At 60.2% G+C, this 25,972-nt stretch carries 21 protein-coding genes and 2 tRNA genes; 16 read left to right on the top strand and 7 right to left on the bottom strand.

Going from position 1 to position 25,972, the window contains the following annotated elements:
- The first annotated feature begins 25 nt into the window (after positions 1-25).
- From NAP1_RS10455 to NAP1_RS10430, 6 genes are all read left to right on the top strand, one after another.
- The gene (locus NAP1_RS10455; RefSeq protein ID WP_040464409.1) at positions 26-634 is read left to right on the top strand and encodes a LuxR C-terminal-related transcriptional regulator; all 609 of its coding nucleotides are present in this window, start codon (positions 26-28) and stop codon (positions 632-634) included.
- A 31-nt stretch (positions 635-665) separates the two neighbouring features.
- Entirely contained in the window at positions 666-1,019 is a 354-nt protein-coding gene (locus NAP1_RS10450; protein WP_007165257.1) for a hypothetical protein, read from the top strand.
- A 13-nt stretch (positions 1,020-1,032) separates the two neighbouring features.
- Positions 1,033-1,605: a hypothetical protein gene (locus tag NAP1_RS15980; protein WP_007165256.1), complete on the top strand. Its 573-nt coding sequence runs from the start codon at positions 1,033-1,035 to the stop codon at positions 1,603-1,605.
- Entirely contained in the window at positions 1,602-2,024 is a 423-nt protein-coding gene (locus NAP1_RS15975; protein ID WP_007165255.1) for a JAB domain-containing protein, read from the top strand. Before NAP1_RS15980 ends, NAP1_RS15975 begins: the two co-directional genes overlap by 4 nt.
- The gene (locus tag NAP1_RS10435) at positions 2,021-2,410 is read left to right on the top strand and encodes a winged helix-turn-helix domain-containing protein (protein ID WP_007165254.1); all 390 of its coding nucleotides are present in this window, start codon (positions 2,021-2,023) and stop codon (positions 2,408-2,410) included. The genes NAP1_RS15975 and NAP1_RS10435 overlap by 4 nt, the downstream gene beginning before the upstream one ends.
- Positions 2,411-2,502: 92 nt before the next feature.
- On the top strand, positions 2,503-3,354 hold the full coding sequence (locus NAP1_RS10430; RefSeq protein WP_007165253.1) for a crotonase/enoyl-CoA hydratase family protein: 852 nt from the start codon (positions 2,503-2,505) through the stop codon (positions 3,352-3,354).
- A 9-nt stretch (positions 3,355-3,363) separates the two neighbouring features.
- Here the strand turns inward: NAP1_RS10430 and NAP1_RS10425 are convergent, their stop codons facing one another.
- The gene (locus NAP1_RS10425; protein WP_007165252.1) at positions 3,364-4,143 is read right to left on the bottom strand and encodes an acyl-CoA thioesterase II; all 780 of its coding nucleotides are present in this window, start codon (positions 4,141-4,143) and stop codon (positions 3,364-3,366) included.
- A gap of 153 nt (positions 4,144-4,296) precedes the next feature.
- Between NAP1_RS10425 and NAP1_RS10420 the strand changes: the two genes are divergently transcribed.
- The 3 genes from NAP1_RS10420 to NAP1_RS10410 all read left to right on the top strand — a co-directional run bounded on the left by NAP1_RS10420 (position 4,297) and on the right by NAP1_RS10410 (position 7,310).
- Positions 4,297-4,370 (top strand) — tRNA-Cys (locus NAP1_RS10420).
- Positions 4,371-4,391: 21 nt separating this feature from the next.
- Positions 4,392-4,467, top strand: a tRNA-Thr gene (locus NAP1_RS10415).
- 677 nt (positions 4,468-5,144) lie between these two features.
- A complete protein-coding gene (locus tag NAP1_RS10410; protein WP_007165251.1) occupies positions 5,145-7,310 on the top strand; it encodes a TonB-dependent receptor in 2,166 nt (721 codons plus the stop codon).
- Positions 7,311-7,428: 118 nt separating this feature from the next.
- Here NAP1_RS10410 and NAP1_RS15970 read toward each other — a convergent pair whose 3' ends face one another.
- On the bottom strand, positions 7,429-7,767 hold the full coding sequence (locus NAP1_RS15970; protein ID WP_162013481.1) for a UrcA family protein: 339 nt from the start codon (positions 7,765-7,767) through the stop codon (positions 7,429-7,431).
- Between the two features lie 275 nt (positions 7,768-8,042).
- Between NAP1_RS15970 and NAP1_RS10400 the strand changes: the two genes are divergently transcribed.
- Positions 8,043-10,370 carry a winged helix-turn-helix domain-containing protein gene (locus NAP1_RS10400; RefSeq protein WP_007165249.1) on the top strand — a complete coding sequence of 776 codons (2,328 nt, stop codon included), beginning with the start codon at positions 8,043-8,045 and terminating at the stop codon, positions 10,368-10,370.
- Between the two features lie 186 nt (positions 10,371-10,556).
- On the opposite strand, the gene NAP1_RS15965 is transcribed toward NAP1_RS10400, so the two are convergent.
- From NAP1_RS15965 to NAP1_RS10385, 3 genes are read right to left on the bottom strand one after another with little or no spacing between them, the layout of a single operon-like run.
- Positions 10,557-12,002, bottom strand: a complete 1,446-nt coding sequence (locus NAP1_RS15965; RefSeq protein ID WP_007165248.1) for a sensor histidine kinase — start codon at positions 12,000-12,002, stop codon at positions 10,557-10,559.
- A gap of 55 nt (positions 12,003-12,057) precedes the next feature.
- Positions 12,058-13,125: a sensor histidine kinase gene (locus NAP1_RS10390; protein WP_007165247.1), complete on the bottom strand. Its 1,068-nt coding sequence runs from the start codon at positions 13,123-13,125 to the stop codon at positions 12,058-12,060.
- A 29-nt stretch (positions 13,126-13,154) separates the two neighbouring features.
- Complete coding sequence (locus NAP1_RS10385) at positions 13,155-13,931, bottom strand: response regulator (protein ID WP_007165246.1); 777 nt, start codon at positions 13,929-13,931, stop codon at positions 13,155-13,157.
- Between the two features lie 118 nt (positions 13,932-14,049).
- Here NAP1_RS10385 and NAP1_RS10380 point away from each other — a divergent pair, with 118 nt between their 5' ends.
- The gene (locus NAP1_RS10380; protein WP_007165245.1) at positions 14,050-14,283 is read left to right on the top strand and encodes a NepR family anti-sigma factor; all 234 of its coding nucleotides are present in this window, start codon (positions 14,050-14,052) and stop codon (positions 14,281-14,283) included.
- Positions 14,283-14,837: a sigma-70 family RNA polymerase sigma factor gene (locus tag NAP1_RS10375; protein ID WP_007165244.1), complete on the top strand. Its 555-nt coding sequence runs from the start codon at positions 14,283-14,285 to the stop codon at positions 14,835-14,837. The genes NAP1_RS10380 and NAP1_RS10375 overlap by 1 nt, the downstream gene beginning before the upstream one ends.
- 138 nt (positions 14,838-14,975) lie before the next feature.
- Here NAP1_RS10375 and NAP1_RS10370 read toward each other — a convergent pair whose 3' ends face one another.
- Positions 14,976-15,722 (bottom strand): glutaredoxin family protein, encoded by a 747-nt coding sequence (locus NAP1_RS10370; RefSeq protein WP_007165243.1) that lies wholly within the window; start codon positions 15,720-15,722, stop codon positions 14,976-14,978.
- Between the two features lie 14 nt (positions 15,723-15,736).
- Positions 15,737-16,003: a metal-sensitive transcriptional regulator gene (locus tag NAP1_RS10365; protein WP_040464408.1), complete on the bottom strand. Its 267-nt coding sequence runs from the start codon at positions 16,001-16,003 to the stop codon at positions 15,737-15,739.
- Positions 16,004-16,079: 76 nt separating this feature from the next.
- On the opposite strand from NAP1_RS10365, the gene NAP1_RS10360 reads away from it, so the two are divergent.
- The 4 genes from NAP1_RS10360 (at position 16,080) to NAP1_RS10345 (ending at position 25,971) form a co-directional block, all read left to right on the top strand.
- Positions 16,080-17,786: a copper resistance system multicopper oxidase gene (locus NAP1_RS10360; RefSeq protein WP_007165241.1), complete on the top strand. Its 1,707-nt coding sequence runs from the start codon at positions 16,080-16,082 to the stop codon at positions 17,784-17,786.
- Positions 17,786-18,943, top strand: a complete 1,158-nt coding sequence (locus NAP1_RS10355) for a copper resistance protein B (RefSeq protein WP_007165240.1) — start codon at positions 17,786-17,788, stop codon at positions 18,941-18,943. The genes NAP1_RS10360 and NAP1_RS10355 overlap by 1 nt, the downstream gene beginning before the upstream one ends.
- A 384-nt stretch (positions 18,944-19,327) precedes the next feature.
- The gene (locus tag NAP1_RS10350) at positions 19,328-20,509 is read left to right on the top strand and encodes a M48 family metalloprotease (protein ID WP_007165238.1); all 1,182 of its coding nucleotides are present in this window, start codon (positions 19,328-19,330) and stop codon (positions 20,507-20,509) included.
- Complete coding sequence (locus NAP1_RS10345) at positions 20,506-25,971, top strand: AAA domain-containing protein (RefSeq protein ID WP_007165237.1); 5,466 nt, start codon at positions 20,506-20,508, stop codon at positions 25,969-25,971. The genes NAP1_RS10350 and NAP1_RS10345 overlap by 4 nt, the downstream gene beginning before the upstream one ends.
- Position 25,972: the final 1 nt, after the last annotated feature.

Raw genomic sequence — 25,972 nt, 5'->3', positions numbered from 1 at the left:
GATGAATAAACAGGTGGAGACTCCCATGCCTAGCCCAGCAGCGCGATCGCTCACCGAGCGGCAGCGTGCGGTTATGGAAATGATAGACAGGCGCGCCTCGATTAAGGTTATCGCGCAGGAGCTTGGGGTATCCGAAACCCGAATCAACCAGCATATCCGGGCACTTAAGGACATCTATGAGGCCGAAAGCCTCGGCGAACTGGTCGAGTGCTATCGGGCGGACAATGCGGAAATTTCCGATACCGAAGGTTCGGGTGCGTATGAAGATGCCAAGCAAACTGAAGGGGTTACGTCAAAAGAGAACCCCTACAGCGAACCTGCATACAAGAATAATCAGGTCCCCAATCCCGACCTGATCACCAATACCCACTCAGGCAACGACCCGGGCGAGCTCGTGATGAGCGACGTTCTCCCGCTGGAGGAACAGGCCCCATGGCTGAGGCCTGGCGAACCAAGGGTTGTTGCCCGGGCGCTCGACGGCGAACACGCTGTCCTCTATCGCCTCGCAGCAATCGTGGGTATCGCATTCGGCTTTCTTGCCGCAGTGGTTCTCACTGTCACCGCAGCGGTGACGCTTAGCGATGCTTTGGAAGGACGCGCGACCGTCCCGGTCGATGAACGAGGGTTTTCCTGACGAGCACAGGGGCCTGTTTGGAGATCCTCCCATGTCCGATCGTATCCTCAGCGACGCTCACAATATCCGCAAACTGATCCGCGAAGCCGAAGCGCTGGCTGATGAATCCATGATCGCATGCGCTCGCCTTAAGCAGGCGATGCTTGCTGCACGTCAGAACCCGGAAGTCGAAGTCGTCGAAGGCCAGCGCGCGCTGCTGCGTCTGAGCCAGGCGGAAAGCCAGGCGCTCGCCATGTCGACCACCCTGCTTCGCGTCCACGACGAGCTTAGCAAGATCGGCCGCGAAAAGATGGGCGGCGACAACGGGTCGGACACCGTCATTCCCAATGAAGCCCTGACGCTTGATGCGCCGGTTGCCGAAACGCGTGTCCCTGCCGACGCGTGATTGATCTGCCGCGATGATTGAACTCCTGACAGACGGTGGTTTCCGAGGTCCTTTGCAGACGATCCTCGCGATCCTTGTCTGCGGCGCCGCTTTCTTCTTTGGCGGGAAGCCCGAGCGGATCATCGCGGCAACATGGCTTATCTGTTTCGACGGGCTGCCGTGGCTGAAAAACTGGTGGACCGGCGAAAGCATGCAATTGGTGGGCGTAGATCCATTTGCAGCAGCGATGGACCTGCTCGCAGGAGCGATCTTCGTCGCTGTCGCGCTATACGCCAATCGCAACTATCCGTTGTGGATCGCAGGCATGCAACTCATGGCGATCACCGCTCATATGGCGCGCGGTTTTAGCGAGATAATCTCGCCGATCGCTTACAACGTCCTGGTGGTCGTGCCCGGCTGGTTCCAGTTGGTGTTCCTCGCGATCGGGCTGTTCCGACACATCCGGCGCGAGCAGCTTTACGGTCGATATCGCGATTGGCGCGTTGTGGGCGGTCGCCCGCCGACAAATCTGCCGTTCGATACGTCCGGCGCGTCTGCGGGTTCGCTGCTTCCGGGGCAGACTTCTTGGCGGGATGAGCTTAAATGATCCAGCAAATCCTCAGGCCGCTTGAACAACGCCGGGCGGCCTATCCCAGACAGCAGCGCGAGCTTGTCGAACTGCTACGGGCCATGGTGGTCGGCCCATCGGGGACATGCGAGCGGATGCATGCCTTGTTTGTCGACAACACACGATCCTATCTCGGCGATACGCCGATCGGTTCGGGCGCAGCGGGTAGCCTTTCGATGCGCATTCGCGAGCTATTTCAGGCCGCACTCAGCGTCGATGCCCATGGCATCATCCTCGCTCACAATCATCCGTCCGGTTTATGCCGACCCAGCGCCTATGACGTAGAGGCGACCCGGAAGCTGAAAGCCATTGCGCAAACGCTCGATATCGAGTTGCTCGACCATCTCATTTTTACGACAAGCGCGGTCTATTCGATGCGCGCAGGGGGTCAATTATGAAGAATTCCGCCGTCAGGCGCCGGTTTCCGGACAGCGCTTCGCTCATCCCGCGATTTCGCGAGTTGGGCGATCTGACACTCGACCTTTTCCACCGCGACGGGCGGGTGGACGATCGCTGGCTTGGCTTTCATCCCCGCGAATTCGAATTGGTCTGGCGACTGGCTGACACGCCGGGCGAACCGGTGACAAAGCGACAACTGCTTGCCGAGGTATGGCGACTGAACTTCGAGCCTGCCACTAACAGCGTGGCTGTCCATGTTGCACGGGTCCGGAGCAAGCTCCTCGCGGTTGAACTCGGCGGACTTCTGGTGACCCATCCTGAGGGTGGGTACTATCTCGATTGCCCCGCAACACCGGAAACCTTCAAGCGCGAAAACCAGGCGTAAAGAGCGCCGAATTGTCCCGTTTCAGCTGGACAGCGCGTGTGCGTTGCTCCACTTTCGGGACATTATTTTGAAGACACATGCGAGGGAATGCGATGTCGCAAATCGAGGCCGAAAGCCATGTCCAGACCAAGGTACCGACAAAGCCAGAGAACGACCGCGTGTCGATCGACATCGGCGAGGATGGGGTAGCACAGGTCCGCTTGACCCGCCCGGACAAGATGAACGCCCTCGACCCGGAAATGTTCGCCGCGATCATTGAGGCGGGAGAGTATCTGGCGAAAGCGAAGGGTGTCCGCGCAGTTGTCCTGTCGGGCGAGGGCCGCGCCTTTTGCGCAGGGCTTGATACGTCACGCTTTTCGCAGGCGCCTGACGAGAACGAGCCAACGCTGCTCGAGCGCACGAACGGCAATTCCAACCGCCCGCAATATGCAGCGATGGTCTGGCGCAAAGTGCCCGTTCCCGTGATCGCCGCGCTTCACGGCGTGTGCTTCGGCGGCGGTCTCCAGATCGCAAGCGGTGCAGATATTCGCATCGCTCATCCCGATACGCGCATGGCGATCATGGAATTGAAATGGGGCCTCGTGCCCGACATGGGCGGTTATGCTCTGTGGCGCGGCCTCGTGCGTGACGATGTGCTTCGCGAGCTCGTCTACACCAACCGCGAATTCAACGGCGCCGAGGCGCATACGCTCGGCCTTGCGACCTATGTCGACAATGACCCGCACCGCCGCGCAACCGAGATCGCGACTGAAATCGCCAATCGCAACCCGCACGCCATTCGCGGCGCCAAGCGGCTTCACGCGGTGATGCAGGAAGCGGACACCGACGAGATCCTGATGGAGGAAAGCGTCGAGCAGCACTCGATCATCCGCAGCCCGAACCAGATCGAAGCGGTCATGGCCGCGCTGCAAAAGCGCAAGCCCGATTTCACCGACGTAGAGTAGGCGCGCGCCTCACCCGAAAACCGCGACGCATTGGAGGCCGTCAAGCACTTGGCGGCCTTCGGCATCCCACATCCTCAAACGCTCCGACGAATAGCCGGCATCGGCATGCTGGCTCGCATTTTCGGCGAGATACCACCCGTCTTTCGAGCGCGTTTCGGGGTCGAGCACGTTGAACGACCAGTTGATCGAGCTGATCGGGCCCATGCGCTGCATGATGCGCATTGCGCCCGGCGGCATGACGTCGCCCATCAGCACCAGCTTGCTCACTGGATCGAGATCGTGCTCTTCGGTCAGCCGTGCCCAGCGCCTGATCGTCGCACCGTGGTCCTCGCCCTTGGCCTGACCAAATCGGATTTCGAAATTGTTCTGGATGAAGGACGGCCCCTGACCCTTCATCGCCTGTGCAGCGTCTTCGGGCGGGCCGGGCCAGTTCTCCAGCGCATCCGCCTCGCGGCGCGCATTGGGGTCGCGGCCCTCTGCAAATAGCCAGAACGCAGTGAGAGCCACGCCTTTTTCGTTGCGAACCTCGCTGCGCACCTGAGTTACATTGCGCCCTTGGCGAACGATCTCGGCCGAAAGCTCGATCTCTTCGCCAACCGGAGCCACGAACCCAATCTGCGCTGCGCGAAGCGGAGGCAGATCGGGGAATGCGCGAACAGCCGCCGTGTAGCCGACCAGCGCCGATGCGCCGCCATAAAGCGTTCGCCCCTGCATCCAGTCGCTTGCATGTTCGAGCCGGGCGGGGCCAGGCTTGCCGGTGATCGGTTCAAGAAGGCTTGCAATGGTCATGGCACGCCCTGTGCCCAATGCGACCCCGCCGGTCCAGAGTGACGTTGCGTAACCCACCGGCAGCACAATTGCGCGGCTGAAGCGAATGATTGCATTGCCTTTCGCGCGCCGAATCGTTAGTGCGCCGCTTCCGCCCTCGAAACGGGGCGGCTCGGCCCGATGGCGGAGTGGTTACGCAGAGGACTGCAAATCCTTGCACGCCGGTTCGATTCCGGCTCGGGCCTCCACCTTCTCAGCAATGAGAATGTGCCGCTTTAGCTCAGTTGGTAGAGCACATCATTCGTAATGATGGGGTCACGTGTTCGAGTCACGTAAGCGGCACCACCTGTACATATCTCGTTATCTCCTGAGGTCCTGAAATCCCGCCACTTTTGCGGGATATAGGGATTCATTGCGGCGCTAACTGTTTCCGCGAGCGCCTCCGGAAGGCTCGCAACAAGGCGTGCGCGAAAATTCAGGCGGGTCGCGATCCCCCCGATCGCAAGATGAAGCGCACTGGAATAGTCGGCAAACGGGCCGGCGTTTGGCAATGGCGCGACCAATTCTAAGACCCAAGGGCTGCCGGTCGGCTTCCGACCCGACCGCAGACATTCCCTAAGACTGTTGAGGCACAAGGGTATGACGACGATCCATTAAACATGCGAGCCATCCGCCGCTAGCCGAGTTACTCAGGGTCTCGGTGCAAAGATTTGCCTGAAGCCAATCCAAATCAGAGGCGCATTTGAGCAGACCGAAATCTGACCGTTCTGCGCCGCCAAGTGAGGACCAGCTGTAGTCCATGCCTGAGATTGCAGGCGAAGCGACAGTTCAGTCACCCGTACCGAAGCCTGGGTGTTGTTCGGACTAACCAGTTGATCAAGTGCCAGCAATTTGCGAAAGCTGTGCCTAGGGGGACGGTCTATGGCGCGCGCACAGAGTGTGGCGTGTGCGTCGTGGTCGGCTGTGATGGGGGTTCCATGTCATTGAGGCTTTTTAGGCGCGCTGCGCTTGTAATACCGGCCGTGTTCGGTTCGCCCGGGTTGTTCGCGCAAGAATTCGAACCCGGTCTGGTCAGCGAAAGCGCCGAGAGCGGGGACAAGACGCGCATCATCGTCTTGGGCCAGAAAATCGAAAGACCGCTCGACGAGGTAACGGACAGCGTCGTGGTCGTCACAGACGAAGAAATAGCCCGCGAACCGGTTTTGGACCTTTATGATCTGATCGAGAGAATTCCCAACGTCTCCGCATCCGTCGATGAGCGAGGTTTCGCGATCCGTGGCATCGATCAGCGGGGCGTTAGCGGGCGAGGATCCACGCTGGTCGTCTATGTCGACGATTCCCCGCTCGGCAACCGGACGACTTTTTTCGGCCCGAACGACACTTGGGATCTTGCCCAGGTCGAAGTTTACCGCGGTCCCCAATCGACCAATTTCGGGCGTAGCTCATTGGCGGGCACAATCTATCTGCGAACAAAGGACCCGACCTTTGACTGGACGCTCGACGTTCGCGGTGAAGTTGGAGAATTTGGCCGTAGGCAAATCGCTGCTGCTGGTGGTGGCGCGATTGTCGACGACGTTTTGGCCTTCCGCGCATCCATCAACCACCAGGCAAGCGATGGGTTTGTATTCAACACCTTCCTTGGCGAGGAGGCCGACGAAAACGAGCTGACCACGGCCCGTTTCAAACTGCTGTTCGAACCGGCGCCCAATATCTCGATCGTTTCAACATCTGGCTACACCGACAATATGGGTGGTGAGGGGTCGCTTAGTCCTACCAATCGGGTCCCCGCAGGCCCTGCATTGCGTCCGGGGGAGGTGAACCGGGAAGTCGCTTACAATGTGCCAGGCATTGAGGGCACTGAGTCGTTCATCCAATCGCTCAACGCGTCGTGGGAAGTCGCTCCCGGTCTTACCTTGCAATCGATCGGCACTTTCCAGCAAACCGATTACTTCCGGCAGTTCGATGGCGACAACATGCCGCAGTCCTTGTCGATCAGCACTCGCAGCGGTGACGACGAGATTTTCACGCAGGAATTGCGAGCTCAATTCGCTAACGAATGGTTCAGCGGTGTGGTCGGCGGATATTTCTTCGACAGCAACGCGGATGAAACAGACGACTTCGTGATCCCTGGATTCTTTCTCTCTCCAGTGGCGCCATTCGATGCCTTCATCGAGCGAGAGAGCGACTTGTCCAACCGCACGCGCAATTACGCGCTGTTTGCTGATGGCGAGTTTGCAGTCTCGAATACTGTAGATCTGATATTCGGGCTCCGATACGATTATGAGAAGTTTGAAAGCTTTTCGCGCGCTGTCACTTCGCCCGTGGAACCATTTCCGCAAGGCGCTGAATCACTCAACCGCTTCTTCGGTACCGAAACCGAAGCGATTGACGCTTCCTACGATGCATGGCTTCCCAAAGTTGGCTTGCGGTGGACTGTATCGGACGACGCCAATATCTCATTTGTCGCACAGCGAGCTTATCAGGCAGGAGGCGGGATATTCGATGTCGTGGACGGCCTGGTTAGCGAATTCGATCCCGAATACCTTTGGAATTACGAGCTTGGCGCGCGAACCGCTTGGATGGACGGCCGTTTGGTCGTTAACGCAAACCTTTATTATGCGGATTGGACCGACCAGCAGGTCGCTCAGCGAAGGCCTGATTTCCCGTTCGTGTTCATCGTCACGAACGCCGGCAAATCGACACTTTATGGCTTTGAAGCTGACGCCACTTTCGATGTAAGCGATGTCGTCACGATCTATGGATCGGTCGGTTATGCCCACACCGAATTTGATCGCTTTCCCAACCCCCGTTTCAACCCGACCCGACCTGCTAGCGAATTCAATCAAGCAGACTTTGCTGGCAACCGGTTCCCGAACGCGCCTCGATTCTCCGCGAATTTCGGGCTTTCATTCGACGAAGGACTGGGATGGTTCGGCGGAATTGAAGGTAACCATCAGACAAGCACTTTCAATTCTTCCGAGAATATCGCTGCCAATCGTTGCTGCGAGCGGATTACGGTTAATGCGCGTATTGGCTATGCGTGGGAGAACTTCCGTTTGAGTGCTCAGGCCCGCAACCTTTTTAACGAGGACTATTTCACCTTCCTGTCGGTGGCCAATTTCAGCGCGCCTGTAGGATTTCTGGGAGACCCCAGGATCATCTCGGTACGCTTGGACACGTCTTTTTGAATCATTGGCTCAACTGTCGCAAACAGGGAGATGCCGGGCTCCAAGGGGACTCAAGAAACCCGGCATCATAGGTGGCGAGGCTGTTCTGAAGCGCTCGCCGAGATCTTGGCGTAACAGCTTACCGGATGACGAGCCGGATTTCGCGATCCGCGCCTGCCAACTGGGTGCGGCCGTAATTGGCAATTGCGAGGTCTCGCGACTTGTTGGCCGAAACCTGCGTTTCTTGTTGGCACTTGCGTACGGCTGCATCGAGGCTCGGGCGGCCCTGCATCGTGCCGCAGACAGCCTGCACTGCGCGTTCGATGCGGCGGTCGAAGATTTCCTGCCCGGCCTGGCTCGACAGGTCGAGGTCAGCATAGCTGATCGAAACCGAGCGGCCTTCGCTCGCATGTGCTGCGCCAAGCGGAAGTGCGATAGCTGCGAGAGCGAGAGCGGCGGTAGCAAAAGTCTTGGTCATCATAATTCTCCATAGTGTTTATCCAGCCTTGGCTGGTCGGGTGTGTCTGTCCCTGGGTGGCGTTCGTCCGGTGAAGCCCGGTTGCCGTTTGGACGAGTTGGAGAATGACGGGCTGCGGCTTATCGCGCTGCGCAGAAACGCTGAGATTTCAGTGATATTGAGCTTATGAAAAGCTTATTTTGGCCAGTCTCTGGTGACTTGAGCATGTTTTTCTGCACAATGATCGCTGTCGGCTCTCGGGCTGGACATAGCGGCAGGGGAATGGGGCCAATGCCATGAACGACCAAATTGGGAGCTCGGACGAAGCACTTGAACGGCAGGTGGGGCGGGTCGATCTTGCTCACCATGGCGATTTTCGCCTGGGTTCGATCCTCGTTCAGCCCTCGCTTCGCCGTATCACCGGACCAGATGGGGAGCGGATGCTCGAGCCCAAGGTCATGCAAGTCCTGATCGCGCTTTCCTCTCCCGTCGGCACGATCCTATCTCGCGACGATTTGATTGATCGCTGCTGGGATGGCCGCGTGGTGGGCGATACATCAATCAATCGCGTTATCTCAATCTTGCGAACGGGCCTTCGCGAAGTGGCTGGCGACGCCGCCGTCGTCGAGAACGTTCCAAAGGTTGGGTATCGCATTGTCGTGCGTGAAGCCCCCGACGACGTTCTGGAAAAGCCCGCCCCTGATGTCATCGAGCAGCCGACAAAGCCAAAGGTCGCAGCAACTCGGAGACTGCAAGCAAACAGGCGGGCTACTATCATCATCGCTGGAGCTCTTGCGGTTCTGGCATTGGTAGGCGCGGCGATCTGGCTAAAGCCATTTGCGGGCGGGCCAGTAGGCACCGTCCGGATGGCGATGCTCCCACTTGAAATCTCCGAAGGCGTCGATCCGATCTATGCAGCGGGTCTCGAAAGCGAGTTGCGCGCAGAATTCGCCAGAGTCGGTGCGATGGAAGTTACCGCTAGCGAAAGTGCCAAGCTTCTCTTGGGCGAAAATCTTGAACCCGCCGAGATCGGCACGAAGCTTGGAGTGCAGTTCGTCTGGTCTGGCCGGTTCGAGGTCGAGGCCGAGCGGATCGTGCTCGATGTCAACGTAGTTAACTCTGAGACCGGCGAGACTGTCCTTTCCCAAAGCGTCAACAGCGCAACGGATTCTGCTCAGAGCCTTCCTTTCCGAACCGCGCGCGCGGTGGCGACAGCGTTGGACCGGCCGGTTCGCGCAACTGCGACCCAGGAGACCATTTCGGCAAGCGACTTCCGGCTTTATCTCGTTGCGACCGGTCTTCTGAAGACACGCGGCCAGGATCAGGTCGGAGCTGCGCGCGAAATCCTGGAGCTTGTGACGGCTCGTAACGGCGACTTCGCTGATGGATGGGGCGCGCTCGCGATGGCGTACTTCCTTCAGCGGCCGAGTGACCCGTCACAAATCGAGGGCAATCTGGCCAAGGCTCTCGAAACGGCTGAGAAGGCTGTAGCCATCGAGCCCAATACAATCGGCGCCCTCAAAGTGTTTGGGATGTCGGCCAAAGACGCCGAAACTGCGCTCGCTAGCCTTGGTCGGGTCGTCAAACTCGACCCCGGTGATTCCGAAGGATGGTTTTGGCTTGGCATCGTCCAGCGTCGCTTCGTCCTTGACGGAGCGGACCCGCTGACCAGCGCGAGAACGATGATTGAGATCGACCCGCTCTGGCCTCCCAGCTGGAATGGTTCGACGCTCGCTGCCGAGTTTGGCGACATGCAGATGGCACGGGAAATGGAGCAGGACATCCTAGCTGCGTCAGTCACCCCTTCGCAGCGACTGCTCGTCGAGGCACGGCTTGCGAGGCTCGACGGGGATCTCTCCGAATATCTCCGGCTAACTCGGCGCGCGGCCCTGACCAACACGGAGGCTGAACGCATGTTCAGTCAAAACTTGCTGGAACGCGCTGTCCGCATTCTACTGAACCTTCCGCCTCAAGAAGGATTGGTCATGCCTATACCTGGCGCGCCGCAGATGCTCATGGAGCAGCTCTATCGTGAGAATCTGTTGGATCGCGACGTTCTGGCCGCGAATGGCCTCACAGGGGCCAGCGCCTGGGACGACAGGAATTTCATCGCGGTGGTACTGCCCCTTTACCTGCAGTATGATCGCCATGACGAATTGCTTGCTGATTACGATGCACGTTTCGCCAGTCATGCAAATTACATTCTCTACACCCAGCAAGCGAGCGAGCCCGAGCGGATAGTCGGCGACATTTCTCCTTATCTGGTGATGGCCCTTCGCCGGGCGGGCCGGGTGGCAGAAGCAAAGCGGCATCTTGCGAGTCTTGAGGAAGCGGTGAAAACCATGCGCGGTGTCGGGCGCCCTTGGCTCGATCTGGTGCTATTCGAGATCGATGTTGCTGCGCTCAAGAATGATAATGAGCGCGCAATCGAGCTGGTCCGTCAGCTGCCTGATTTTGGATGGCCCCACGCATTTGCGCGGGTCAATCCGACCGTAATCAACTTGCTGCGCGGCGACCCACTTTATGATGAGATCCGGTCTCTGCCCGAAGTACGTCAAGTTCTTCAGCCCATCCGCAGTCAATTGGCTCGAGAGCGAGGGGAGATCCTCGCCTTGGAATTATGAAGCACCAAGACGACGCCTAGGAGACGGCTCATCATGTCCATAATGCAAAGCCATTTGGCTTCTGGACCCCGCTCAACTTTTTTCGCCAGAATTGAGTCGCCAGCCCTCACAGACCGTTCTTGCTGAAATGCCAGATGGATCCAGTCGGCGTTGGCCCAGTAGCGGCCTGTGCAGGCATGCGCTTGTTCAGCTTTCGTGGTCGCTTGGAACCGGAAAGCTGCAACGCACTTTGAAGATCATGTCGTCCTCGTGCGAGACGATCTCGCCGCCCAATTGCTGGGCAAAGGCATGAATAAGATCGCTGCCAACGCCTTCGGACACGATCTTGGTGAAGCGGACTTCGGCAATCGGGTTTTCCACCCTCAGATGTACCGTCTCACCTTCCTGGGCGAGCGAGACGGTGATTTCGCAATCCTGGTCATGCGACATCCCGTATTTGACGGCGTTCGTGAGCAATTCGTTGAGCGTCAGCGCAAGCGAAACGGCAAAGCGCGAAGGCAGCGCGATCGACTGTGTCGTCACGCTGATCTTGCAACCGTTCTCATCGCCTTCAATGGTGCGGGCAAAACTGTTCGCAAAGCGTTTGAGCAGGTCGCCTGCATCAACGTATTCAACGCCCGTATCCGCGTGCAGTTCGCCGTGGACATCCGAGATTGCCATGATGCGATTGGCAGAAGCCTTGAGAGCTTCCTGGGCCTCGTCGCTCTTGGTCGCACCGATCTGGTAGGACAGCATCGCTGCTGCAATCGCGAGCGAGTTCTTGATCCGGTGGTTGCTCTCGATCACAAGCGCCGCGTTCCGCTGTGAAAGGTCTTCCATCCGAGCGCGGGCTTCTTCGACGTCGGTCATGTCGATGAAGGCGCCGAACAGCTTGAGCTTTCCATCGACCGGATCGCGCTCGATCCCGGCGCGCACGCGAATGAACCGATGGCCCGGAGTTTCGGGTATGATGACCCTGTAGTCGAAGGCCGCACTCGTCCCGGCTCCGCCGGCCATGGCGCGCTCGACCTCGGCCTGCACTGCAGGCAGATCATCGGGCATGATGCGGTCGAAAAAGGGTGTTGCGGTTGGTCCGGCTTCGTCGGGTTCGAAGCCGAACATCTCGTCGATTGCGCTGTTCCTCACGAACCGGTCATTTCGCGGATCGTAAGAGAAGAAGGACAGGCCCGAGGCTTCCTCGGCTGCTATCCTCACCGCATCGGTGAGGCGGCGTTGTCGCACCCGCTCGGTCACGTCTTCTGACCGCTGAATAATGGCGACGACTTCATCGCCGTCGACGACCGGCCACATGACCAGCGACCAGAATCGCGGCTCGTAGACCCCATGCTCGTCAGGCAGATCGTGCTGTTGCTCGGTGATCACGAAAGGCTCGCGCGTGCGCACCATTTTCGCCACACCATCCTCGATTGCACCTTTGGCGCTGGCTTCATCGGGCTTTTCAGGATTGGGCGCGAACACCTCGAACATTCCGCGCCCGACAACCTCATCGGCGCTGCGCCCGGTCATCTGCTCATGAGCGGCGTTGATGTACAGCATGGTCAGGTCGGGCGTGAACAGCACCATTGACGAGGGGCTCTCGTTCAACAGCATTACGGCTGCTTCGACCACCTTGCTGGAAAGGGCAGTTGTCATTCAATGCCCCTACGGAAAGCTGCCAAAAGGCGCGAGTCAATTCGTCCTAACACCACTATGCGTCCATGGCGCGAGAGTTGGTCTTGTCCGGCAGGGGGAATTGCACGACCGCTCTCACCCCTTTCTCTTTGGTCTCAAACTGGAATTTGCCGTCGAGGCTGTGTGCAAGCACGCCGATGATTTGCGAGCCGAGGCCGGGATGCATCAGCGCAGTGTCCGCAATGCCGACGCCGTCATCCTCGACCACCAGTGTCGCTGCATCATCACCGTCTCGCAAAAGCGCGGCGCGCACCTCGCCCTTCTCGCCGCCCGGATAGGCAAACCGGGCTGCATTGCCGACCAGTTCTGAAAGGATGATACCGAGCGAAATCGCCTGATCGACCGAGACGGTCGCTTCTATGCATTCGAATTTCAGGTCGGAAAGCGAGCGTCTACCAAGGTGATCGCTGCGCAGCTCTCGGGCCAGCCGCGTCAGATAGTCGTCAATCGCGACCGTCCCGACCTTCATCGAGGCGTAAAGTCCTTTGTGAACCTGTGCGATGGCGTGGACGCGGTCGGCAAAGTCATCCATGGCGCGATGCGCATCGCCTGTTGGTAATGCACCGGCCTGCATGTGAGCCATCGACACGACGAGCGCGAGACTGTTGGCGATGCGATGTTTCATCTCGTCCAGCAGCATGTCGGAGCGCGAACGCGACACAGCGGCCTCTCGTTCCGCGATCATCTTACCGCGCCGCGCACGGTCATGGGTAACGCCGCGGCCAAGGATCGCATCGAGAAGGCCAACAAACCCCGGATCAGTCTCTTTGACGAGATAATCCTGCGCCCCGGCTTTCAACGCATCAAGAGCAAGCGAAGCATTGTGCGAGGCAAGCAGGCAGATGACCGGTGGCAGACTGTCGACCTCGCCCAGCGAACCAATTGAGCCTTTCATTGCGTCTTCGCTGTCAGCAAGAAGGACAGCATCGAACTCACGATTGGCAAGAAGATCTGCGGCATCGCCTGAGCTCGCCACATGAGTGACGTCATGTCCGATGCCGCCGAGCTGGCGCGCGATGTCAATTGCCGATGCCTCGTCGGGATCGACATAGAGAACGCACAAGGAACCTGTGCCAGAGGTCATCTGTCAGCTCTCTTGGTTAGCCGCCCTTATCAGGCGTGCTCTGCATCCATCGAAGCCTCGCGGCTCACCAGCAAAGCCTGCATGACCGTTGCCGCGACGTGATCGGGATTGAACGGTTTGGCGATGACGTAGGCCGGTTCAGGACGTTCGCCGGTCAGCAGCTTTTCCGGGAAAGCCGTGATGAAGATGACAGGCACGTCGATTTTCTGCAGGATCTCGTCGACCGCATCGATCCCGCTCGACCCGTCAGCCAGGTTGATGTCGGCAAGGATCAGTTCGGGTTGGACTTGGTCAGCGGCTTCGACCGCCTCGCTCGCCGTGCGGGCGACCGCGGCGACGTCATTGCCCATGTCGACAAGCAGTTGTTTGAGGTGCAGCGCGATCAGCGCCTCGTCCTCGATCACCAGCACGCGTGAAGAAAGCATCGCACTGATCGCTTCTCGCGCTTCGGCAGTAAGGGCGCGCACTTCGCTTTCCTCGATGGCGAGAATGAATGCTGCGTCGTCCGCTTCGAAACCCTCGATCGTGGTCAGCAGCAATGCCTTGCGGGCCTTGTGCGGCAATGCGCCGATTACTGCGCTCGACAGGTCGATAGAACGCAGGGACGCGTCGGTCCAGAGCTTGTGAAACACGCGGTACAGTTCATTTCGCACCGGAAACTCGGTGCGAAACTCGTCGGGCGCGGCAATCATCGCCTGCAGCGTTTCGCGGACAGCGGCATCGCCAGCGGCCTGCGATCCGGTAAGCATTCGTGCGTAGCGGCGGAGGAACGGCAGCTCGCGCGCGACTTCATTCTCAAAGGTCATAATCAGTAAACTCCCTGATGGACCAAGATTGCCCGGTCGGATTTGTTCCCGCTTTTTATGGAACATTTTGCGTCGCGACCCACTTGCATGGGTATGACTATCGAGCAGCTTCATCAAAATGCTGCTCATCCAACCTGATTTTTGCGGTGCTCAAGGCACCGATCTGGAAAGACAAATGAGCTATGCAAGCACGATGACAAACGAGCGCAAACAACGGTCTACGTCATTTGACCCAATTGACGCGGCACTGCGTCAGATGTTCAACGAAGTGGAAAAAGAAGAGGTGCCGGATGAATTTTGCGACCTGATCGCAGAGTTCGCCAGCAAACAAACCCGGTCGAGGGAGAGCTGATGGCAGGCACCCTGGAACGATCTTCGCGACCCGACGGCTTCTCTCAGTTCCAAGAGGATATGGTCGCGCTGGTTCCTTCGTTGCGTGCCTTTGCGCGTGGCCTTTGTCGCAACCGCGATCTTGCGGACGATCTCGCGCAAGAAGCCATGGCTCGCGCATGGTCCGCGCGTGAAACCTATATTCCGGGGTCCAACTTCCGGGCATGGATGTTCACGATCCTGCGCAACGAATTCTACAATTCGCTCCGCAAGACAAAGCGCGAAATAGATCTCGAACCCGAACAGGCCGAGCGCTTACTCATTCAGCAGGCAACGCAAGAAAACGGCATCCACGTCGATGACGTCGAGCGCACCATGGCGCGCCTGCCAGCACATCAGGCAGAGGCCCTGTGGCTCGTTGCCGGGGCTGGAATGTCTTACGATGAGGCAGCGAGTATCATGGACACTAATGTCGGCACGGTCAAAAGCCGCGTCAGCCGAGCACGCGAGACGATGCGGGTGTTCATGGGCGATGTCGAAATGACTTCAGCGACCCAGAAGGCGCTGGCCCCCTGAGCGCAGAGTTCATTGAGTAGATCCCTGCAGCCATGCGATCGAAGACTTCAGCATAGCTGTGGTTCCCGCAAGGGTCCGAGTAAGTCGCGGAAGAGCGAGCGGCTTATCGAGCAACAAGCCAATTGCAGGCGCGACAGATCATATCGCCAAGGGCTTCGCCAGCATCCAAACCGCCATGCCGATCATGAACAGGTTTTCGGTCAGTGAGACGAACCCCAGCGGCACGTTGCTGTCGCCGCCGACACAGGCGCACTTAAGCTCGCGTTTATCGATATAGACTGCCTTGAACACGCTCACCGCACCGATTGTACCGATGAAAAGCGCGACGGGGATCGATACGAAGTTGAGGACCTGCGCGGTCATCAGCACTCCTGCTAATCCCTCAGCAAACGGATAGATATATCCGTATGGCACCCAGCGCTTTGCCAGGAGGTCATAGTTCAGGAACATGGTCGAGAAGCTCTCGACATCGCGCAGCTTCAGATAGGCAAGCGCACACATGGAAAAGCTGACGAACCATTCAGCTGACAGGATCGAGAGCGGCTCACTCGTCGCGACCCACGCAGCGCCGAGCGCCATCAACGCCATCATACCGAACAGCGCCGCGACCGGCTGGTAGGACGTTCCCTCATTCTGAACCGGGTTGCCGAAATGCGCTGCGAGGTCGGTGTAGCCGCCAATGCGCTCATCACCGATCCATGTCTGGGGGGTGGTCTTGACCCCGTGCTTGTCCTTGAAAGCGGCGGTTTCTTCACGCGTGGTGAGGTGGTGGTCGTCAACCTGGTAGCCGCGGCTCTCGAGCAACCACTTCGATTTGATACCGTAGGGGCACACATGGTCTTCCATGACCATGCGATAGAGCTTGGCTGTATTTGGCTGTTTCATATCCAGAAAAACGCTTACTTGCGCGTGCGTTCCAAAAGCTCGACCAGTTCCTCGAACTTCTCGCGCTGTTCGACTTCGTCACCGCTTGCGATGGCCTCGGCTACGCAGCACGCGGCGTGGTCCTTGAGCACCTGGCTTTCCACCTTGGCCAAGGCTGACTTGATCGCTGCGATCTGGTGCAGGATGTCCATGCAATAGCGGTCATCCTCGATCATCTGGGCCACACCGCGCACCTGTCCTGCGATGCGGTTCAACCTCTTGATCTTGTCCGTTCCGCTCATCGGATGAAATCCCGTTTGCATACCATAGGGGGGTATAGTATCCCGATCTCGAGATTGCAGCAACCCAAAAGCCAGAATGCCATTCAACACCTCACGCCGCGCGTTCATTTCGAGCACTGCCGCCCTTGCCGCGGCAACCTCACTCCCGATGCCTGCATGGGCGCGAGGCGGTGGTTTCGCGCACGCGAAAAACGGGTTCGGCGAACTTTCGGGAGAGGACATCAATCTCTCGATTGGCGATGCGCATTTCATGACGGGCGGGCGTTCGGGACATGCCTTTGCGGTCAATGGCACGGTTCCTGGCCCGCTCATCCGCTTGCGCGAAGGGCAGGACATTCGCCTCCACGTCACCAATAACCTTGCAGAGGATTCCTCGATCCACTGGCACGGCCTGCTGCTGCCCTTCCAGTTCGATGGCGTTCCCGGTGTCAGCTTTCCAGGCATCAAGCCGGGTGAGACATTCACCTATGAATTTCCTGTTAGGCAGAACGGCACATATTGGTGGCACTCGCATTCCGGGCTTCAGGAACAGGCTGGGCACTATGGCCCGATCATCATCGAAAGCGCCGATCCCGACCCGCGCTATGACCGCGATTATGTCGTGTTGCTGAGCGAGTTCACGCCGATCCACCCGCATGAGATCATGCGCAAGCTCAAGGTCGGCGAGCACTACTTCAACCGCCAGATGCAGACCGCGAGCGAGGGCGACATGTCTGGCGAAATGCGCCGCATGTGGAGCCAGATGCGCATGAACCCGCGCGACATCTCGGATGTGACAGGCTCGACCTATACCTATCTCATCAACGGCCACGGTCCGGCAGACGACCTTCAGCTCGAGTTTCGACCGGGCGAGAAAGTGCGACTGCGCGTTATCAATGGCAGCGCGATGAGTTTCTTCAATGTCCGTATCCCCGGCGTGCCGATGACGGTCATCCAGGCCGACGGGAAGGACGTCGACGAGGTCGAGGTGGACGAGTTCCAGATTGGTGTCGCGGAAACCTACGACGTGATCGTCGCGCCTTCGGACGGGAGCCACGCGATCGTGGCCGAGGCCATGGATCGAAGCGGCATGGGCGTTGCCAGCCTCACGAGCCACAAGGGCCACATCGCGACGCCTCCGGCCCTGCGCGAGACACCCACGCTGACCATGACCGATATGGGCATGATGGACCATTCCGCCCATGCCGCGATGGGTCACGATATGGGCGGTATGGATCACGACATGCGCGACACGTCAAAACTGCCCGATGACGTGAAGGTTGGCCCCGGTATCGACATGGTCGCACCCATGCCAACCGATCGCATGGACTTCCCCGGCCTTGGGCTCGACGACGTGCCGCACCGCGTGCTGCGTTACACCGATCTCAAGGCAAAGCGCATGAACCCGCACCGCGAGGTCGACCGCGAGATGGAAATCCATCTTACCGGGAACATGGAGCGCTACATGTGGAGCTTCGACGGCAAGAAGTTCACCAGCGTTACCGATGACCCGATCCGCTTTGGCTATGACGAACGCGTGCGCGTGAAGTTGGTCAACCAGACCATGATGGCGCACCCGATCCACCTTCACGGTCATTTCTTCGAAATGGTGAATGGCGCGGATCACATGCACCAGCCGCTCAAGCACACGATGGTCGTTCAGCCGGGCGGCACGGCGACCTTCGACCTCACCGCGAACGAGCCGGGCGACTGGGCCTTTCACTGCCACCTACTCTATCACATGCACGCTGGCATGATGCAGGTCGTGACCGTGCGCCCGTTTCCCGAAGGCACGCCGTCCTGATGCGTTTTGTTTTGCTTGCAAGCGCGGCGCTCTTCGCTGCTCCTGTTGCCGCGCAGGATCACTCCGCGCACGGGTCCCATGGGACTCATGAGCACGCAGCGCAGCCTGAGCCGACGACCGAAGTCGATCATTGCGCCATGGGGCATCTGCCGCCCGAGCAATGCCCTCCCGAGAAGAGCGAGGCGCAGCATGGCCACATCGACCATTCGCAGATGGACCACAGCCAGCACCAGCAAGAAACCGGTGCTGATGAAGGTGCGGCCGATCATTCCGATATGGACCACAGCGATATGGGACACGGAAGCATGGACCACGCTCAGATGGACCATTCCGCGATGGATCATTCGCAAATGGGGCACGGCCAGCACGGCGGCGCTTCGGTCGATAAAACCGCACCCGGCGCAGCGCCCGAAAGCGCCGTCCCCGAGCGCGCCTTCGACGGCCCGCGCCACGCCGCCGACGCGATTTGGGGAACCGATGCGATGGCTTCCAGCCGTCGCAACCTCGCCCGAGAAAATGGCGGCATGCGCACCGGCAGCGTGCTGATCGAGCGGCTCGAAGCGCGCATTGCTGCCGATGGCGGCGAGGATGGCTATGTCTGGGACGCGCAGGCATTCTATGGCGGCGATATCAACCGCTTTGTCCTTAAGACCGAGGGCGAAGGCGAATTTGGCGGCGAGCTCGAAGATGCGGAAATCCAGGCGCTCTACAGCCGCGCCATCGGCCCATTTTTCGACCTTCAGGCCGGTGTGCGCTTTGACCCAGAGCCCGATACGCGCGGCCATTTGGTCGTCGGCATTCAGGGCCTTGCGCCTTACATGTTTCACGTCGACGGGGCGCTGTTCCTTTCAGATCGCGGAGACCTGACAGCGCGCCTTGAGGGCGAATACGACCAGCGCATCACGCAGCGACTGATTATTCAGCCAAGACTCGAGGTAGAGCTTGCTGCTCAGGACAACCCCGAGCGCGGCATCGGCGCAGGGCTGACCAAGGTCGAGCCGGGCCTGCGGCTGCGCTACGAGATCGAGCGCGAGTTCGCGCCATATATCGGTGTCGAATACGAGGCGAAACTGGGCGAAACCGCTGACATTGCTCGCGCAGCCGGTGACGATCCTGACGGCTTCAAGGTGCTGATCGGCGTACGGGCCTGGTTTTAGAGCTCAGCTCCAGTCTGCTTCGCGCCCCATCAACCTCTATTCGCGGTATTTCACTTCGAAACCTGCATCGAAGAGCGGCTCGAGCCGATCCGAGGCCACGAAGGGGCCCGTCAAATCCCGCGATCAGGAAAAATTTTCGTTACAATGCAACCTTTTGGCGCGCTGTGCATATTTCTCTTTGCATCGTTCAATGACCCGCGGTGCCCCCGAACTTAGCCCCCGCCATCCTTAGAGATTGCGGGGGCATTTTTCGTCCTGGCTTCAGGTATCGTCCTGTGACCAACCCTGCCGGCTCGATCGCGCAATTGCGCGCAGCAAATACCTGTCTTTAAGCCCTTCGAATTATAAGCTAGCTTTACGAGACAGTTACCTTGGGGTCGGGGAATGGAAGTATCAGCGCAGGAGCGTTCGCTCGCGCCTTTTCGATATCATGATGACGTGATCGCGCATCTCAAGCGCGAAGAATCGCATGCATGGGAATGGTCCGCCTCAGAGGCCCAGACGAAGGAATTTGGCGAAATTCGCGACACCATGCTGCGCGATACATACCGGTTGGAGCCTGCGGGCCATCCGGAGGTGTTCGAGGCATGTCGCACGGCAATGGAACGGCTCGGGATCGAGGCGCCGGTCACGCTCTACCAGGCGAATGACGGCACTATGAATGCAAGCCTCGTCTATACGCCCGGCGAGATCCACATGATCTTCTTCGGCCCGATCCTTGAAAAGCTTAACGAGGCCGAACTGCTCGCGCTGCTTGGCCACGAATTGTCGCATTACCTGCTGTGGTCGATTGGTGAAGGCGAGCATTATCGCGCGAACCGCGTGTTCGAACACGCGCTGGCCTATCCGGACGCTAAGCCGTCGCACCGCGAGACGGCACGACTGCTCAGCCTTCACACCGAACTTTTCGCCGATCGCGGCGCAGCGATTGCGGCGGGTGCTTTCGAGCCATCGGTTGCGGTGCTGGTCAAGGTCATGACCGGTCTCACCAATGTCGATCCCGACGCCTACCTGCGTCAGGCGCAAGAGGTCGAAACGCGCGGCGGCAAGTCGCAAGGGCTCTCGCACCCAGAGGCGTATGTGCGCGCGCGCGCGCTTCAGTTGTGGTGGTCAGGCGATCCGGAGATGGAGCCATGGCTTGAAAAGCAGCTCCAGGGCCCGCTTTCGATCGAGGCGCTCGACCTGCTCGGCCAGAGCAAATTGACGGAAATGACCCGCGCATTCCTTGCCCGATTGATGGTCGATATCGAGGATGCGGGTGAGGAGATCACGACCCAGCTGCGCGCGTATTTTCCTGACTTCGGCAAGCGCGAAGAGACGCCGCTGGATCTCGCTGAAATCGGCGTCGAGCGGATCGATGACGCGACGCGCGACTACTTCGTCGCGCTCACTTTCGATATTGCGATGGCCGATCCCGACGCGACCGACGCGGTGATGTTGGCGGGGGCCAAGATCGCTTCAGAAATCGGGGCGAGCGAGCGCATGACCGGCGCGCTGCGGCGCGACCTTAAATGGACCAAGGCGCGCAGTGACAAGCTGGTTGCGCAGGCGGCGAAGACAGCATGAGCGAGACATTGGAACAGGCAGCACCGACCCGGCTTCTGGGCGCGGTTCTCGAGGATGCGCGCATGCTCTCGCAGGACGATGTCGTTCACGCGATGCTCGGCCTCATGCGGCAGGTCGCGCAGCTTCATGAACAGGGGCTAGTCGCAAGGATCGCGCTCGACAGCGTGGTGGAGCTCGAAGACGGCCAACTGGCACTCGCTGATACGACGGGCGAGGCTCCGAGCAGCAATCTGAAAGCCATCCACGACATCCAGCCGCAGGTCTCCAGCGCGCTCAAACTGGTCGGCAATTACCGCGTCACGCAGGACGAGGAACGCGGCACCAAGATCGATGATCTCTCGGTACTCGAGGGCGACGAAATCGATCTAAAGGCCCCGTCCTACATGACCGGGCTGCGAAGCTGGGAAATCGAGCTTGGCCATCACGACGAGATCACCGACGTCTTCCAGCTCGGCATGATCATGGCTTCGCTCGCCTGCGGGATCGACCCGAGGGAGTTTGAGGATCTCAAGCAGTTTTCGCTCAATCGCGACAACCTGTTTGCCATCGCGCCGCGCCTGCACCCGGTCATTGCCTCGCTGATCCTCGAAGCCACCGAACTGAACCGGCATTCGCGCGCGACCGATGTGGCCGAGCTTGCACGACGGCTCGACACGTGGCGCGACCAGCCCACGGGCATCGAGGTCGAGCGCGTCATGGCCGAGGCGCAAGGCGTGCCCGGACGCCGCGCGGCGGTGCTTTCGCATTTGCGCGATCGGCTGTTCGACCTCTCGCGCCGCAACCGCCTGATCCACTTCCGCGCCACGCAAAGCTCGATCAACCTGACCGAAGCCAGCATGCCGATGGTGATGCGGATCGAGAGCGTGCGGGCCGATTCGCTGTGCACGTGGAAGGGCAAGTTCACGCAGGACGTGCTGGGCGGGAAATCCGTGCCGCTCAATCGCTGGCTGCGTTTCGAAGACCAGCCGCAGATCCCCTCGCAGCTTGACCGGATCATGCAGGAAAACCGGCGCAACCGGAATGAATACGGCTTCTCCAGCCTGCGCCTGACGGTCGCGTTCCTGCACTGGCACAACCTCAAGGAAGCGCCCGAGGACCGCATCAGCTCGCCGCTTCTGTGGCTTCCGGTTGAAGTTAAAAAGCGCAAGGGCGTGCGCGATCAGTACGTGATGACCTGCCAGGACAGCATCGCGGAATTCAACCCGGCGCTGCGCCACATGCTGCGTCAGCTTTACGACATCGAACTGCCTGAAAGCGTCGATCTTTCCGAAACACCGATTGAGGCAGTGCACGAGGCGATCCGCACGCAGATCCATGAGAGTGAGCCCGGCGTGCGGCTGGAATTGCAGGAACGGCCCGAAATCCGCCTCATCATGCAGCGCGCCGTTGCGCGGGTGAACAAGTTCAACCGCCGCCGCTCGGGCCGCAAGGAGAGGATCAGCGCCAAAGCCGACTTCAACTATTCGCGCGACGATTATCGCCCGCTCGGCCTTGCCCTGTTTGAGAAGTTCGTGAAGCCCGATGCTCTCCCGCAGCGCATGGCGGCAGGCGGTGGCTATAAGGCCAAGCGCGAGTTGATGGTCGCCGAAACCGAAGCGCTGTCATACGGAAAGGCGAGCGGCGAGGGGCACAAGTTCTCGTGGTCGATCGACCTCACCGGCGTGACGCTTGCAAACTTCAACTACAAGAAGATGTCGCTGGTGCGCGATTACAACGCGCTGATCGAAGACCCTGAAACGCAGCCGGGCTTCGACCAGGTCTTCTCGATCGAACCGCGCCCCTTCGTCGAGGATGCGCCGCCGCCGATCCCGCCTGAGGAGCAGTGGAGTGTCGTGCCGAGCGATGCGACGCAGGAACAGGCGGTCGCCTTCGCGCGCACGGGGCGCAGCTACATAATCCAGGGGCCGCCGGGCACCGGCAAGTCGCAGACGATCACCAACCTGATCGCTGACTATGCGGGGCAGGGCAAACGGGTACTGTTCGTGTGCGAGAAGCGCGCGGCGCTCGACGTGGTGTATCACCGGCTGGGGCAGGCTGGCCTCGATGGGCTCGCCACGATCATCCACGATGCGCAGGACGACAAAAAGGACTTCATCGCCGATCTGCGCGACCATTACGAGCGCTGGGGGCGGACTTCGGATCAGCTCGAAGACGCGCGCGCTGCGCGTTCGCAAACAGTTGCTGCGTTGAAGGAGCATTTGCAGCAAATCGCTGCATTCGAGGCGGTCGTCGGGGCTGCGGATGAAGGCAATGGCGCTTCGCTGCGCGATCTTGTGCGCCGCGCTGCGATGCTGCCTGCGCCCGATGGATCGGTAGGGGCGGCGACGCGAGAGATGTTGCCCGACCTGTCGCAATGGGATGCCAGCCGAGCGATGATCGAGCGCGTGACCCGCGCGATGCACGAACTGGTTGGCGTCTCGCAGATCGCGGTGCATCCCTTTGCACGGCTGCGCGCCGACATCCTTCGTCAGGATCGCCCCTACGCCACGATCGAAGCCGCCATCGATAATGCCGAAAACCAGCTCCAGCGGCTCGACCCCCTGTTCGAGGATGCAGACATTCCGGTTTCCGGCGGCAGCGCCTTTGCCGAGGCGAGCGAGATTGTCGCGCTTGCCGAGAAGATGGCGGCGACCGGCCTTGCGAATTCGCCCGGCCTGCTCGACCCGCTTTCGGACGATACCAAGGCGCTGAAAGCCGATGTCAGCCGCATCGCCTCGCTCGAAGAGGCAGAGAGGGAGGCCGCTAAACAGTCAAGCGGGTGGAGCGATCCGCTCGATCCCGCCGATACCGCCGCCGCGCTTGATCTGGCGCGCTCGAAAGAAGGTTCCCTTTTCGCGTTCTTCAGCGGCGAGTGGCGCACGCTCAAGGCGACTGTCGCCTCGCGGTACGACTTCGCGTCGCACGCAGTGAAGCCCAAGATCACCGCCGTGCTAGAAACGCTGTCGCAGCTTCACGGCGCGCGTGAGGAGTTGGCGAGCGGACGCAAGGCGATTGAGGAGCGTCTCGGCACCGATGATCTTGCCGGCCTGCTCGCATTTCGAAACACGATCCTCGAAGGCACGCCTTCGAAGGCGACCGAGAAATTGCTCGCGCTTTCCTCGTCTCCCAACGGCGCATCGATACTTGCCCGCATGGCGCAGGCTGCCTCCGCCATGCGCTCGCTCAGCGAGACCGTCGAGAGCACGCTTGGTACTCTGGGTGACATTACGCTTGATGAGCTTGCCGAATTGCTGCGCGATCTGCGCGAAAATCTCGACGAGCTTCCCGACTGCCTCCCGCACCTGACAGAGCTGCACAGCGCGCCCGAAGCGGTGGCGCGAGCTCTCACCCAGCTGCCCCTGCCGCTTGGCGGGATCGAGGCGCTGATTGTCGATGAAGCGATTGCACAGAAAGAGCGCGGCAATCCGGAGATCCGCCGCTTTGACATCGACCGCATGATCGCTATCTCGCGCCGGGCCTCTGCCGCGCGCGAGGTGGTGCGCGACCAGAACTCGGCGGCGATCCGCGCGACGCTTCACCGCCAGTTCCGCGACAATGTGAAGATCTCCGAGACCTCGGTGACGCAGCTCGACAATGACGGGCGCGCGTTCAAGAAGGTCTACGCCAATGGCAGGCGCGAGCTCGAGCACGAGTTCGGCAAGACCATGCGCTACAAGTCGATCCGCGAACTGGCGAGCGGCGACACGGGCCGCGTGGTCAATGACCTGAAACCCGTCTGGCTGATGAGTCCGCTTTCGGTCTCTGACACACTCCCGCTCGAACCCGATTTGTTCGATGTCGTAATCTTCGACGAGGCGAGCCAGGTCCCGACCGAAGATGCCGTGCCCGCACTGTGCCGGTCGCAGCAGGTGGTGATTGTGGGCGACGAAATGCAGCTGCCGCCAACCAGCTTCTTCGCAACCTCGCAGAACGACGAGGACATGGAGATCGTCGCCGAAGAGGGCGGGGAACGCATTGCGATCGTTCTCGACGCCGACAGCTTGCTCAGCCAGGCGGCGCGGAACCTGCCAGCGACCTTGCTCGCATGGCATTATCGCAGCCGCTTCGAGGCGCTGATCAGCTTTTCGAACGCCGCGTTCTACGCAGGCGAACTCGTCACCATCCCCGACCGTTCATTGCGCAAGCGCGATGCGGCTGGCGCTCCGGTCAATTCCGAGGATGAGGGCGCGTGGAGCACAGGCGTCGACCGCCTGCTCGCCGCGCCGATCAGCGCGCACCGGATCGAGGATGGCGTCTACGACCGCCGCGCCAACCTGCCCGAAGCGCGCTATATCGCAGGGATCGTGCGCGAGCTTCTTATGCGCGAGACAGGGCAAACCATCGGCATCGTCGCCTTCTCCGAAGCGCAGCAATCGGAGATCGAGGACGCGCTCGAGAAGCTGGCGGCAGAGGACGAACCCTTCGCCGCCGCGCTCACCCGCGAAGTCGAGCGCGAGGATGACGGGCAATATACCGGCCTCTTCGTCAAGAACCTCGAAAACGTGCAAGGGGACGAGCGCGACATCATCCTGATGAGCGTGTGCTATGCGCCCGGTCCGAACGGGCGGATGGTGATGAATTTCGGACCCATCAACCAGCGCGGCGGGGAAAAGCGCCTCAACGTGATCTTCAGCCGCGCGAAACGGCACATGGCAATCGTCTCCACCATCGCGCCCGAGGCGATCACCAACATCCACAATGACGGCGCACGCGCGCTTCGCAGCTTCCTCGCCTTTGCCGAGGCGCAATCGGACGGCGCGCATGACAACGCGCAGGCCGTGCTTGCAACGCTCAACCCGGATGCGGCGCAAACCTTTGATGCCGAATTGCCCAATGATCCGGTGCGAAGCGCCATCGCGGCAGCTTTGCGCGCCAAGGGACACGAGGTTCACGAGCATGTCGGCGGGGCAAGCTTCCGCTGCGACCTCGCCATCGTCGATCCTGAGGGCGGGGGCTATGCGCTTGGCGTGTTGCTCGACCGCGAGACGACGTCGCCTGAGGCTATCGAGGAGCGATACGTTTTCCGGCCCGGCATCCTGCGCGCTTTTGGCTGGCGGGTGGTCGATGTGCCGGTGACCAGCTGGCTGCGCAATCGCGGCGCGGTGGTAGAGCGGATCGAGCGCGAGCTTGCCCGTTCAAGCTGGGAGCTTGCGGACCCCGATCCAATCGCGGGCACGACCATTACCCCGATAGCCACGCCCGAACCTGCTCCCGCCGAGGCCGCGCCCGAACAAGGCGAGGCTCAGCAGGACGAGGCTCAAGGCCAGGCAACCGGCATGACCGAATACCGCCTCGTCGCGGGCGCTTCGAACAAGTTCTGGCGCGTGGGCGTCGATGGGGCCGACCTGATCGTCGAATTCGGGCGGGTGGGGACCAAGGGCCAGCGCGTGATCAAGTCCTTCGCGGACGAAGACCGTGCGCGGCGCGAGGCGAACAAGCTCACGCTTGAGAAGACCCGCAAGGGCTACGAGGAGTTCGGCTGAA

This window comes from Erythrobacter sp. NAP1 (assembly GCF_000152865.1).
Taxonomy (GTDB): domain Bacteria; phylum Pseudomonadota; class Alphaproteobacteria; order Sphingomonadales; family Sphingomonadaceae; genus Erythrobacter.
This window is presented reverse-complemented; position numbering and strand designations above follow the sequence as displayed.